At 70.3% G+C, this 12,657-nt stretch carries 9 protein-coding genes; 3 read left to right on the top strand and 6 right to left on the bottom strand.

What is annotated here, in order from left to right; translation table 11 throughout:
- The first annotated feature begins 18 nt into the window (after positions 1-18).
- Positions 19-1,575 (top strand): oxidoreductase, encoded by a 1,557-nt coding sequence (locus tag Sco07f_RS09910; RefSeq protein ID WP_108987590.1) that lies wholly within the window; start codon positions 19-21, stop codon positions 1,573-1,575.
- A gap of 44 nt (positions 1,576-1,619) precedes the next feature.
- Here the strand turns inward: Sco07f_RS09910 and Sco07f_RS09905 are convergent, their stop codons facing one another.
- From Sco07f_RS09905 to Sco07f_RS09885, 5 genes are read right to left on the bottom strand one after another with little or no spacing between them, the layout of a single operon-like run.
- Positions 1,620-2,303: a hypothetical protein gene (locus Sco07f_RS09905; protein ID WP_108987589.1), complete on the bottom strand. Its 684-nt coding sequence runs from the start codon at positions 2,301-2,303 to the stop codon at positions 1,620-1,622.
- Positions 2,300-3,928, bottom strand: a complete 1,629-nt coding sequence (locus tag Sco07f_RS09900) for a GH39 family glycosyl hydrolase (RefSeq protein ID WP_244942023.1) — start codon at positions 3,926-3,928, stop codon at positions 2,300-2,302. The genes Sco07f_RS09905 and Sco07f_RS09900 overlap by 4 nt, the downstream gene beginning before the upstream one ends.
- Positions 3,925-5,574, bottom strand: coding sequence for an ABC transporter substrate-binding protein (locus tag Sco07f_RS09895; RefSeq protein ID WP_108987588.1), 1,650 nt, complete (start codon positions 5,572-5,574; stop codon positions 3,925-3,927). Before Sco07f_RS09895 ends, Sco07f_RS09900 begins: the two co-directional genes overlap by 4 nt.
- Before the next feature lie 26 nt (positions 5,575-5,600).
- Positions 5,601-6,482, bottom strand: a complete 882-nt coding sequence (locus Sco07f_RS09890; RefSeq protein ID WP_007445270.1) for a carbohydrate ABC transporter permease — start codon at positions 6,480-6,482, stop codon at positions 5,601-5,603.
- Entirely contained in the window at positions 6,476-7,396 is a 921-nt protein-coding gene (locus Sco07f_RS09885) for an ABC transporter permease (protein WP_007445269.1), read from the bottom strand. The genes Sco07f_RS09890 and Sco07f_RS09885 overlap by 7 nt, the downstream gene beginning before the upstream one ends.
- A 282-nt stretch (positions 7,397-7,678) precedes the next feature.
- Between Sco07f_RS09885 and Sco07f_RS09880 the strand changes: the two genes are divergently transcribed.
- Together Sco07f_RS09880 and Sco07f_RS09875 are read left to right on the top strand one after the other, a co-directional pair.
- Positions 7,679-8,680, top strand: coding sequence for an acetylxylan esterase (locus tag Sco07f_RS09880; RefSeq protein WP_108987587.1), 1,002 nt, complete (start codon positions 7,679-7,681; stop codon positions 8,678-8,680).
- Positions 8,681-8,847: 167 nt separating this feature from the next.
- Positions 8,848-9,777: an FG-GAP repeat domain-containing protein gene (locus tag Sco07f_RS09875; RefSeq protein ID WP_244942022.1), complete on the top strand. Its 930-nt coding sequence runs from the start codon at positions 8,848-8,850 to the stop codon at positions 9,775-9,777.
- A gap of 88 nt (positions 9,778-9,865) precedes the next feature.
- On the opposite strand, the gene acnA is transcribed toward Sco07f_RS09875, so the two are convergent.
- Entirely contained in the window at positions 9,866-12,583 is a 2,718-nt protein-coding gene (gene acnA / locus Sco07f_RS09870; protein WP_087789217.1) for an aconitate hydratase AcnA, read from the bottom strand.
- Positions 12,584-12,657: the final 74 nt, after the last annotated feature.

The following is a 12,657-nucleotide window of genomic DNA, read 5'->3' as shown; positions in this document are numbered from 1 at the left end:
CCTCACTAGGCTGCCCGAGTGTTCTCATACGACGGGTTGACCTCGCCGGAGCGCGAGTTGTGGGACGCGTTCCCGCAGGGGCGCCGCGTGGACCTGCGCACGGGAGTGGCCGCTGACGACCGTGCCGCCGGGGGCGTCCGGTGGGGCCCCGGGAGGACGGTCCGGGCCGCCGTGGTCGTGGCGCTCCTGCTGGGCGCGAACGCCGCACAGCCGGGGGCCGTCGCGGGTCTCAGGCTGGCCGGGGCGCGGTTGACGGGGCGCCTCGACCTGGCCGGCGCGGAGGTCGGTCACGCCCTCTGGCTCGAGGACTGCTGGTTCGAGGAGTCGGTGGACCTGCTCGGGGCCTCGACGCGCACGCTCGTGATCACGGGCAGCCGCATACCGGGCGTCGAAGCCTATGCGGCCCGCATCGAGGGAACGCTCGACCTGCGGCGCTCCGTGGTGGAACGTCTCGGCTCCTCGCCCTTCAACCACGTGAGCACCGCCCTGTCCCTGAGCGACGCCCGGGTGACCGGCGGCCTGCTCCTCGACGGGGCGGAGATCAGCGCACCCGGAGGGTGGGCCGTGGCGGCCGGCGGCCTCGTCATGGAAGGGGGCCTGACCTGCCGGGGCGGGTTCGCCGTGCGGGGGGAAGTGCGGTTGCCGGGGGCGCAGTTGCCGGGCGGACTGTTCATGCGAGGGGCCCAGCTGCTGAGCCCCGGCCCGACCGGGGCGGCTCTCACCCTGGACAACGCCGTGGGCTCGACGTTCGACTTCTCCGACGGGTTCGTGGCGAACGGGACCGTCCGGCTGCGGGGCGCCCGGATCTCGGACAGCCTGACCTTCGCACGCGCCGTCCTGAGCGGGCCGGGTGACGGCCGCGGCCCGTCCCTGGCCGCCCCCTCGATGCAGGCCGCCGATGTCGACCTCACCCTCGCCCGCGTTCCGTCCGGCGCCGTGGACCTGCGGGGCGCACAGGTGTCCAGCCTCCACGACGGCGAGCACAGCTGGCCGGACGTGGTGGAGCTGGACGGCTTCGTCTACGGCTCCGTCACGGTGGACGAGGCCGGGGAGCGACGGGAGGCGGTGGGGCGGCGGGACTCCGTGGCCCGCCGGGTGGCGTGGATCCGCCGCAGCCCCGGCTACCACCCCCAGCCCTACGAGCAGTTGGCGGGCTGGTACCGGAAGGCCGGCCACGACGACGACGCCCGCCGCGTCCTCCTGGCCAGACAGCGCCATCGGCGTCGTACGCTGCCCCGGGCCGCCCGAGTCTGGGGCCACCTGCTCGACGCCACGGTCGGCTACGGCTACCGCCCCTGGCTGGCCGGTGTCTGGCTCCTCGCACTGACCTCGCTGGGCACGCTGGTCTTCGGCGCTCACTCCCCCGTTCCGGTCAAACGGGGCGAAGGCGCCCCGTTCCAGCCCCTCGTCTACACACTCGACCTCCTGATCCCCATCGGCGGCCTGGGCCAGCGCACGGCCTGGTACTGGCCGGACAGCGGCCTCCAGTGGCTGGCCTACCTGCTGATCGCCCTCGGCTGGGTGCTGACGACCGCGGTCGTCGCGGGTGTCACCCGCGTCCTGCAGAGGAACTAGCAGAGGAACTGGCGGCGGCCCTAGTTCCCCGCCGCGCCTGACGGTCATGCCGTGAACTCCTCCCGGGTCTCGTCGATCACCGGCCGGCTGCTGTGCAGCAGGGAGAGCAGCAGGGGCGCGGCCAGCAGGGCGGGCAGGGCCTCGGTCAGCAGGGCGGTCAGGGCGGCGGCCAGGAGCAGCAGCGAGGCCGCGCCGAGGGTGGCGCGGGGGTGCCGGAGCAGGAAGTACGCGGAGAGGCGGGCGGTGTCGCGGGCGCGGAAGGTGAACAGGGAGGTCAGGACGAGGGCGTGCGCGCCCCACAGGAGGGACCCGGCGCCCACCAGTGCGAGCAGTGCCGCCCACCAGCCGGGCAGGCCGGTGGCGCCGAAGTGGGTGAGCGTGAAGGCGATGACGGTGAGCCAGGCCAGCAGCGGCGCCCACAGCCGCAGCGCCGGGAGGGCGCCCAGCCGCCAGCCGCGCGTGTAGGCGCGGGCCGGGTGGAGTTCGGTGAGGTCGGCGCTGCGGTGGTGCAGGGCGTAGACGGCGGCGGAGAGGGCGGGGCCCAGCGGCAGCAGGCACAGGGCGGCCAGGGGGAGGTTGGCGGGGTCGGGGGCGAGCAGGAGGAGACCGGCGAGGCCGGGTGCGGAGGCGAGGAGCAGCAGGGCCTCGACGGTGAGCAGGGTGTGGACCAGGGCGGCGGCGCGGGAGAGGACGCCGGTGCCGAAGCCGGCGGTGCGCGCGGTGCTCACTCCGGGTCCTGGCCCGGCTCCGGGTCCCGGCCCGGCTGCGGGTCCCGGCCCGGCTCCGGGTTCCGGCCCGGCTCCGGGTTCCGGCCGAGCTGCGGGTCCCGGCCGAGCAGGCGGCGCTCGTCCCACCAGGTGGGGGTCTCGTCCTCGACGGGGCTCAGTTCGGCGAAGGTGACCTCGTGCCGGGCGAGGGTGAGGGGCAGGTCGACCCGGCCGTCCTCGATCGGCAGCCTCCGGTGGGTGCGGGCGGGCTCGGCGGCCTCGTGGAGGACGTCGAGCCGGTGGGGGTGGGGCGAGCGCGGGCTGCCCATGCGGCGCCAGGCGGTGTACGCGTTGCCGTGCTCCTCGTCCACGCTCAGGCGCCGGACGAACGCCTCGCCCCGTCCACCGGCCGCGTCCTGTGCGCCGACCGGCACGGACAGCCGCAGTACGTGCGCCTCCGGCCCGGGGGCGGCGCCGGTCGGGTCGACGGGCGCCCAGGCCAGCACGGTGACCCGGCCGTCCGGGTGCCGGGTGACGAGGTGGTCGTCGCCGCGGGTCAGCAGGTCGGGGCCCATCCGGGCCAGGAAGGCGTACAGGTGGAAGGTGGGCTTCCTGACCTGCCGGTGGGTGAGCAGCCCGAAGCCGCCGTGGAACAGGGCGGTGGGGACGCCGGCCTCCTCGAAGACGTCGCTGAACGTCCAGTACGAGAAGGAGTCGACGAGGTCGCCGCCGCCCGCCAGGACCGGGGCGAGGTAGGCGGCGTGGAAGGCGGTGTCGTGGACGTGGTTGTCGGGCCGGTAGGAGGAGTTGAACTCGGTGATGTGCACGGGCGCGTCCGCGAGCCGGGTGCCCTTGAGGGTGCGGCGGGGCTCGGCGAACTGGTCGAGCAGCTTCCCGGCCGGGGCGAGCGTCTGGTGCACGCCGAAGGGGACGTGCTGGGCGGGCCCGGAGCTGTAGGCGTGGCGGGAGACGAAGTCGACGGGGACGTCCCGGCGTTCGGTGAACGCGGCGAACCGCTCCAGCCAGTCGGGCCCGGCCCCGGGCGACACCGCCGGGCCACCCACCTGGAGTTCAGCGTCCACCTCCTTCACGGCGTGCGCGGTGGCCTCGTAGAGGCGGTGGTAGGCGTCCTGGTCCGCGTGCTGCCAGAAGTCGGGCAGGTCGGGTTCGTTCCAGACCTCGACGGGCCAGGTGCGCACCTCGTCGAGGCCGTAGCGGTCGACGAGGTGGGCGAGCGTCGCCTGGACGAGCGCCGTCCACTCGGCGAGGTCGCGGGGCGGGGTGACGTTGCCGCGCCACCAGAAGACCGTCTGCTCGCCGCTCGCCAGGCCGCCCGGCATGAAGCCGAGTTCGAGGAAGGGACGGACGCCTGCCGCCAGCCACGCGTCGACGACCTGGTCGACGTGAGTGAAGGAGTGGTGGACGTACCGGGTGCCCCGGTGGGTGTAGGGGCGGTGGACGGCCATGCCGTCGCTGAACAGGCCGTGGCCGCGGACGTACCGGAAGCCGATCTCGTGCTGGAGCAGGGCGAGGGAGTCCTGGTGGTCGCGGCGCAGGGCGAGGTCGAGGCGGCCGGTGCCGACGCAGGTGCGCCAGGCGTCGGGAAGGGCTCCGGCCGCCTCGGCGGGGACGTGGACGCGGGTCACCCCTGCTCCTTCCTGAACCGCTCGTGGGCCTTGTTGTGCACGTCGACCAGCCGGTCCATGTTCTTGGCCTTCAGCTCGGTCAGGTAGGCGTCCCATTCCGACATGGGGCGCTTGCCGAGGATGAACCGGAGGGTGTTCTGCCGGACGTGGTCCTTGAGGGGCGTGTCCCAGAGGGTGGCCTGTTCCTGCTCCACGGACTGGAGGGGGTGGGCCGGGTCGACGGGGAGTTGTTCGCGCCGCGACATGACCTCCTGGAACTTCTTCTCGTCGGGACTGAAGGCGGAGGAGACCAGCTCCCAGCTGCCGCCGTAGGAGAAGACGCCGTTGTAGAAGCCGTAGTCCTTCTGGAGGTCCTTGGGTGCGTCCGGGTCGGAGCCCATGAGGCTGATGCCGTCGGCGACCCGGTAGCCGCCGCCGGACTCGCTGTAGGTGACGCCCTCGACACCCCACTTGGTGAACTTCTGGCCCTCGTCGGAGTACCAGAGCCAGTCCACGAACTGCATCAGGGCGACGAAGTCGTCGCGGTCCAGGGCGTCGCTGGAGATCATCATGCCGTTCTCCAGGCGGGAGCCGCCGAGCACCACGGGGCCCGCCGGTCCGAGCGGGACGGGGACCATCTCGATCTTCGCGCCCTCGACCTGCCGCTGGAGGTTGTACCGGTAGTTCTGCACCAGCTCCTGCGGGTTGGCGCTGATCGCGAAGGACTTCTCGGAGAGCAGCTTCTTGACCGCCTCGTCGTCGCTCTGGGTGAAGCCCTCGGGGTCCACCAGCTTCTCGTCGACGAGCCCGCGCAGGTACTCGATCATCTGCCGGTAGCCGTCCGTCGCGCCGGTGAAGACGAACGCCCCGGCCTTCGCGTCCCAACTGGTGTTCAGGTACGACCAGCCGGCCCGGACGCCGTGGGCCTGGCCGATGTAGCCGAGCAGGGCGCCGCCCGGCTCGGGCTGGTTCCAGCGGTCGGAGAAGGGGTGGCTGCCGGGGTACTCCGACTTGAGCGCCCGGAAGACCTCGGCCGTCTCCTCCAGGGTGGAGGGCGGCTTCAGGCCCAGCCTGCCGAGGACGTCGGTGCGCAGCGCGAGGGAGTAGTTGGCCTTGGCCCGCTCGTGCATCCCGGGCAGCAGGTAGTACTTGCCGTCGGACTGGCGCAGGGAGTCCACCTCCGGCGTCAGCTTCCATCGGCGCACCTTGTCGCGGAAGTTGGGCATCAGTTCCACGTAGTCGCTGACGGCGAGGACGGAACCCGACGCCACGAAGGGGGTCTCCTGCCCGGGGTAGGTCTTGGGCAGGAGCAGCGGGGCGTCGCCCGCGCCGATGAGCAGGCTGCGCTTCTTCTCGTAGTCGCTGAGCGGCACGTCGGTGCGCTCGAAGGTGACGCCGGTGCGCTTGTCGAGCTCCTTCCAGAGCAGCCAGTCGTCCTTCGGCGGGTAGTTGGGGTTGCTGAGGTGCAGCAGCGAGAAGCTGAGCGGCTTGGCGGCCTTGAACCGCTGGCCGGTCCGGTACTCCTTCATCGCACCGTCTCGCTTCTTCGACAGGTCCTTGGAGTCCCCGCCGTCGTCGCCGCTGCCGCAGCCGGTCAGCGCGGCGAGACCGGCGAAGCCCGCGGCCGCCAGGACCTGCCGCCGGGAAAGGGGTGCTGCGTTCTTCACGGTTGCTCCCTCGGTGTGGCTGGGACTCAGCCCTTGACGGCGCCGAGCATCACGCCCGACACGAAGTAGCGCTGGACGAACGGGTACACGCAGAGGATGGGCAGGGCGGTGAGCACGATGGTGACGGCCTGGATGTTGGCCGCGACCTGGGTGAGCTGCTCGGTGCCCGCGCCGGCGGCGGTGCCCCCGGTGGCGCCCGCGATGAGGTTGCGCAGATAGACGGTGACCGGCATCAGCTCGATGCGGTCCATGTAGAGGAAGGCGCCGAACCAGGAGTTCCAGAAGGACACCGAGTAGAACAGCACCATGGTCGCGACGACCGCCTTGGACAGCGGCAGCACGATCCGGAACAGGATGCCGTACGTGTTCAGGCCGTCGATCTGGGCGGCCTCCTCGAGTTCGTCCGGCAGGCTCTCGAAGAAGGCCTTCATCACCAGCAGGTTGAAGACACTGATCGCGTTCGGGAGGGCCAGCGCCCACACGGTGTTCTTCAGGTCGAGGCTGGTGATCAGCACGTAGGTGGGGATGAGCCCGCCGGAGAAGAACATGGTGAACACGGCGATGCCGACGAGGACTCCGCGCCCCTTGAGGTGCTTCTTGGACAGGACGTAGGCGTAGCAGGTCGTCAGGACCATGGCGATGGCGGTGGAGACGACCGTGTAGAAGACGGTGTTGCCGTAGTTGCGCCAGAAGGTGCCGTCCTGGAAGACGATCTCGTACGTGGTGAGGTTGAAGCCCTTGGGCCACAGCGTCACCTCGCCGGCCCGGATCTGCCGCTCCCCGCTGAAGGAGCGGGCGACGATGTTGAGGAACGGGTAGAGGGTCACCACCACGACGCCGGTGAGGATCAGCCCGTTGACGCCCTGGAAGACGCGGTAGCCGCGGGTGGGCCGGTCGACGCTCACCACAGGCTGGTCCCCACCGTGCGGCGCGAGAGCAGGTTGGCCGTGGTGATCAGCACCAGGCCGATGACGGCCTCGAACAGACCGATGGCGGCGGCGTAGCTGAAGCTGTTGGACTCCACGCCGGTGCGGTAGAGGTAGGTGGAGATCACGTCACCCGTCTCGTAGGTCAGCGGGTTGTAGAGGAGCAGGATCTTCTCGAAGCCGACCGCCAGGAAGGTGCCGATGTTGAGGATCAGCAGCGTGATCATGGTGGGCCGGATGCCGGGCAGGGTGACGTGCCAGATCTGCCGCCAGCGGTTCGCGCCGTCGATGCGGGCCGCCTCGTAGAGGTCGTCGTCGATCGTGGTGAGCGCGGTCAGGTAGAGGATGGTGCCCCAGCCGGCGGTCTGCCAGATCTCCGAGCCCACGTAGATGGTGCGGAACCACTCGGGTTCCTGGATGAACCGGACCGGGTCCTGACCGAACCAGCCGAGCACGTGGTTGACCGGGCCGTCGGTGGCGAGCATCTGCAGGGTGATGCCGGCGACGATCACGATCGACAGGAAGTGCGGCAGGTACGACACCGACTGCACGAACCGCTTCAGCGCCCGCGTGCGCACCTCGTTGAGGAGCAGCGCGAGCACGATGGGGATGGGGAAGCAGAAGACGAGGGTGAGGCCGCCGATCCACAGGGTGTTGCGGAAGACCTGCCAGAAGGTGGGGTCGCTGAGGAACATCTCCACGTAGCGCAGCCCGACCCACTGCTCCCCCAGGATCGACCCGCCGGGTTCGAAGCGGCGGAACGCGATCACGTTGCCGATCATCGGCAGATAGCGGAAGACCAGGAAGAACAGCAGCGGCAGCAGGGCCAGTGAGTACAGCTGCCAGTCGCGGCGCAGCGCACGCCGCCAGCCGGGCGGCGCGGTGGAGGTGCTCATGAGTCGGCCTCCCCGTGGGATACGGAAGACCGAAACATTCGGTCCTCCGTCGGTAACTTCGCGGCAACCTAGAGCTACGAAGAAAGCGGTGTCAATGACCTGTGCATGCCTGATTCGCAGACCGCGCAGGGCACGGTGAACCCTGGGCGGGACGGCCGGTCGACACCTGGGAAGAGTCGCGCGGAGCTGTTACCGTCGACCGCACCTTTCTGGACCTGCACCGCAACGATCGGTCGTCCGATCGCTGTCCCGTCCTTCCCGAGCCCGCTGCGAGGTGCCGCCGTGCCCGCCTTCGACCTGCCGCCGACGGAACTGGCACACCACCGTCCGGACCTCGACGAACCCGAGGACTTCGACGCCTTCTGGCACGCCACCCTCACCGGGTCACCGCCCGGCGAATTCCTGGTGTCGGCGCACCCGGTGGAGACGGGACTGCGGCTGACGCGGACCTGGGACGTGACCTTCCGGGGCTTCGGGGGCGACCCGGTGCGCGCCTGGTTCAGCAGACCCGCCGGGGCGGGCGGGCCGGAAGAGCCCCTGCCCGCGGTCGTCGAGTACGCCGGGTACGGGCGCGGACGCGGCCTGCCCCACGAGCGGCTGACCTGGGTGGCCGCCGGGTACGCGCATCTGCTGATGGACAACCGGGGCCAGGGCGACCAGTACGGCTGCGGCGGCGACACCCCGGACCCGCACGCGGACGCACCCGGCGGCCCCGGCCCGGCGGCACGGGGGCTGCTCGACCCGCACGACCACCACTACCGACGTCTGATCACCGACGCCGTACGCGCGGTCGCCGCGGTGCGGGCACTGCCCGGCGTGGACCCGGCGCGCGTCGCGGCCGTCGGCAACAGCCAGGGGGGCGGGCTGGCGCTGGCGGTCGCGGGCCTGGTGCCGGACCTGGCGGCCGTCCTGGTCTCCGCGCCCCTGCTGTGCGGCATCCGACGCGCCCTCGACCTCACGGACGCGGGGCCCTACGGCGAGATCGCCGCGTACCTGTCGGTGCACCGGGGCGCCGAGCGCGCCGCCTACCGCACCCTCTCCTACCTGGAGGGCGCCTCCTTCGCCCGCCGCGCCCAGGCGCCGGCCCACTTCGGCGTGGGCCTGCGCGACACGGTGTGCCCGCCGAGCGGGGCGTACGCCGCCTTCAACCGGTACGGAGAGCTGTCCGGCGCGGAGCCCCGCAAGGAGATCCACGCCTACCCCTTCAACGGGCACGAGGGCGGGGACGCGGTACATGTGCGGCGTCAACTGGGGTGGCTGGCAGGGGTCTGGGCGACCGACTAAGGCAACTTCCTTGCCCTTTCGGTGCGTTTGCGGCTCCTTCCCGTATCAATTTCATGTAATCCGATTGACATGTAAAAGCCATGTGTAAGGATCACGGAGTTATCGGGATCATGCTGTGCCCGATCCCGGCACCCGATCCCTTCCGCATGACCATATGGAGGACCCACGTGGCCAAAAGCTCCGGCCTGAACACGCGTCGCGCCCTGGCGCGTGCCACGGCTGCGGCGCTCACCGCCGCACTGGTGGCGACCGGTGCGAGCAGCGCCGTCGCCGCGGACGGACCTGGACGTTCCGCGTCGAAGGCTCCCGTCGATGTGAAGGCGTCCGACGCCTCGAAGTTCAGCACCTCCGCCGAGGAGGACTACGCACCGATCAACGGCCTGTACGGCGTGGACTCGGCCGGCGACATGTGGGCCTACGTGCCCAACGGTGATGGCGGCCTGGAGTCCCGCGTCGACAACGGCTACGGCTGGCAGAACTCGCGCTTCATCACCCAGGTCGACCACGACGCCGACGGCTTCTCGGACGGTATCTGGGACGTCACCGGCAGCCAGCTCTACTACACCCAGTGGGGCACCGACCAGCAGCTTCTCGTCGGCAACGGCTGGAACATCTACGACCGGCTCCTCTCGACCGGCGACCTCGGTGGCGCCGCCGCCGACGACCTGCTGGCGCGGGACAAGTCCGGCGTGCTGTGGCTGTACCTCGGCTACGGCAACGGCAAGCTGACCCAGCGCTACCGGGTCGGCGGCGGGTGGAACGCCTACACCCACATCGCCGGACAGGGAGACCTGACCGGTGACGGCAAGAACGACATCGTCGCCAAGGACTCGTCCGGCGTGCTGTGGCTCTACAAGGGCACCGGCAACTACAAGGCGCCGTTCACGTCCCGCACCCGCATCGGCGGGGGCTGGAACACGTACAACAACATCCTCTCTGTCGGCGACATCGACATCGACGGCATCACGGACCTGGTCGCGCGCGACAAGAACGGCGCGCTGTACCTGTACAAGGGCACCGGCAACGCCGCCTCCCCGTACAAGTCCCGGGTGAAGATCGGCAGCGGCGGCTGGAACACGTACCGCATCCTGTTCTAAAGCCGTGAGCACTGCCTTCTAGAAGGCAAGCGCGAGGGCCGCACCCCCGTCACCGGGGATGCGGCCCTCAACCGTTGTGCGCCGCCGCCTACTTGCGGATCAGGCTGCGCAGCACGTACTGCAGGATGCCGCCGTTGCGGTAGTAGTCCGCCTCACCCGGGGTGTCGATGCGGACGACCGCGTCGAACTCGACGCCGGTGTCGGTGGTGACCTTCACCGTGCGCGGGGTGGTGCCGTCGTTCAGCTCGGTCACGCCGGAGACGGAGAAGGACTCCTCGCCGGTCAGGCCGAGGGACTCGGCGGTGCGGCCCTCCGGGAACTGCAGCGGCAGGACGCCCATGCCGATGAGGTTCGAGCGGTGGATGCGCTCGTACGACTCGGCGATGACGGCCTTGACGCCGAGGAGCGCGGTGCCCTTGGCGGCCCAGTCGCGGGACGAGCCGGAGCCGTACTCCTTGCCGGCCAGGACGACGAGCGGGATGTTCTGCTCGATGTAGTTGCGGGAGGCGTCGTAGATGAACGACACCGGGCCGCCGTCCTGCGTGAAGTCGCGGGTGTAGCCGCCCTCGGTGCCCGGCGCGATCTGGTTGCGCAGGCGGATGTTGGCGAAGGTGCCGCGGATCATGATCTCGTGGTTGCCGCGGCGCGAGCCGTAGCTGTTGAAGTCGCGGCGCTCGACGCCGTGCTCCGTCAGGTACTTGCCGGCCGGGGTGTCGGCCTTGATGGCACCGGCGGGCGAGATGTGGTCCGTCGTCACCGAGTCGCCCAGCTTGGCGAGCACCCGGGCACCGGAGATGTCCTCGACCGGGGCCGGCTCCATGCCCATGCCCTCGAAGTACGGGGGCTTGCGCACGTAGGTGGACTCGGCGTCCCACTCGAAGGTGTCGCCGGTCGGGATGGACAGCGCCTGCCACTGGGCGTCGCCCGCGAAGACGTCGCTGTAGGACTTGGAGAACATGTCCTCGCCGATGGCGTTGGCGACGACGTCGTTCACCTCGGCCTCGGAGGGCCAGATGTCCTTGAGGAAGACCGGGTTGCCGTCCTGGTCGGCGCCCAGGGCGTCCTTGGTGATGTCCACCTTCATGGAGCCCGCGAGCGCGTACGCGACGACCAGCGGCGGAGACGCCAGGTAGTTCATCTTGACGTCGGGGTTGATCCGGCCCTCGAAGTTGCGGTTGCCGGAGAGCACCGAGGTGACGGCGAGGTCGTGGTCGTTGACGGCCTTGGAGACCTCGTCCGGCAGCGGGCCGGAGTTGCCGATGCAGGTGGTGCAGCCGTAGCCGACCAGGTTGAAGCCGACCTTGTCGAGGTAGGGGGTCAGGCCCGCCTTCTCGAAGTAGTCGGTGACGACCTTGGAGCCCGGGGCGAGGGTGGTCTTGACCCACGGCTTGCGGGTCAGGCCCTTCTCGACCGCCTTCTTGGCCACCAGGGCGGCGGCGACCATGACGTACGGGTTGGAGGTGTTGGTGCAGGAGGTGATGGCCGCGACGGTCACCGCACCGTGGTCCAGCTCGTAGGTCGTGCCGTCGGGGGCGGTCACCGGGACCGGGTTGGACGGGGCGCCGTTCGGGGTGACGGCCGGGGAGTCGGAGGCCGGGAAGGACTCCTTGCCCGCCTCGTCGACGACGTCCACGTAGTTGAGGACGTCCGACTTGAACTGCTGGGCGGCGTTCGCGAGGACGATGCGGTCCTGCGGGCGCTTCGGGCCGGCGATGGAGGGGACGACCGTGGAGAGGTCCAGCTCCAGCTTCTCGGAGAAGTCCGGCTCGGCCTTCGGGTCCAGCCAGAGGCCCTGCTCCTTGGCGTACGCCTCGACCAGGGCGACCTGCTGCTCGCTGCGGCCGGTCAGGCGCATGTAGTTCAGCGTCTCGTCGTCGATCGGGAAGATCGCGGCGGTGGAGCCGAACTCCGGCGACATGTTGCCGATGGTGGCGCGGTTGGCGAGGCTGGTGGCGGCCACGCCCTCGCCGTAGAACTCGACGAACTTGCCGACGACACCGTGCTTGCGCAGCATTTCGGTGATGGTCAGCACCAGGTCGGTGGCGGTGGTGCCGGGGGTCAGCTCGCCGGTGAGCTTGAAGCCGACGACGCGCGGGATCAGCATGGAGACCGGCTGGCCGAGCATCGCGGCCTCGGCCTCGATGCCGCCGACGCCCCAGCCGAGGACGCCGAGGCCGTTGACCATGGTGGTGTGCGAGTCGGTGCCGACCAGGGTGTCGGGGTAGGCCTTGCCGTCACGGGTCATGACGACGCGGGCCAGGTGCTCGATGTTCACCTGGTGGACGATGCCGGTGCCCGGCGGGACGACCTTGAAGTCGTCGAAGGCGGTCTGGCCCCAGCGCAGGAACTGGTAGCGCTCGCGGTTGCGGCCGTACTCCAGGTCGACGTTCTGCTTGAAGGCGTCGTTGGTGCCGAACTTGTCGGCGATGACGGAGTGGTCGATGACCATCTCGGCCGGAGAGAGCGGGTTGATCTTGTTCGCGTCGCCGCCGAGCTCCTTGACGGCCTCACGCATGGTGGCGAGGTCGACGACACAGGGCACACCGGTGAAGTCCTGCATGATCACGCGGGCCGGCGTGAACTGGATCTCCTGCGACGGCTGGGCCTGCGAGTCCCAGCCCCCGAGGGCGCGGATGTGGTCGGCGGTGATGTTCGCGCCGTCCTCGGTGCGGAGCAGGTTTTCCAGCAGCACCTTCAGGCTGTAGGGAAGGCGCGCGGAGCCCTCGACCTTGTCCAGCCGGAAGATCTCGTACGACTCGTCGCCCACCTGCAGTGTGCTGCGGGCGTCGAAGCTGTTCGCCGACACGACAGTCTCCTTCATTTATGTGCGCGTACCACCGCATCCCGCCGCCACGCCCTCTTGGCCGATCCGCTAAGGTA

Source organism: Streptomyces coelicoflavus, from assembly GCF_003112555.1.
Lineage (GTDB): Bacteria > Actinomycetota > Actinomycetes > Streptomycetales > Streptomycetaceae > Streptomyces > Streptomyces coelicoflavus.
This window is presented reverse-complemented; position numbering and strand designations above follow the sequence as displayed.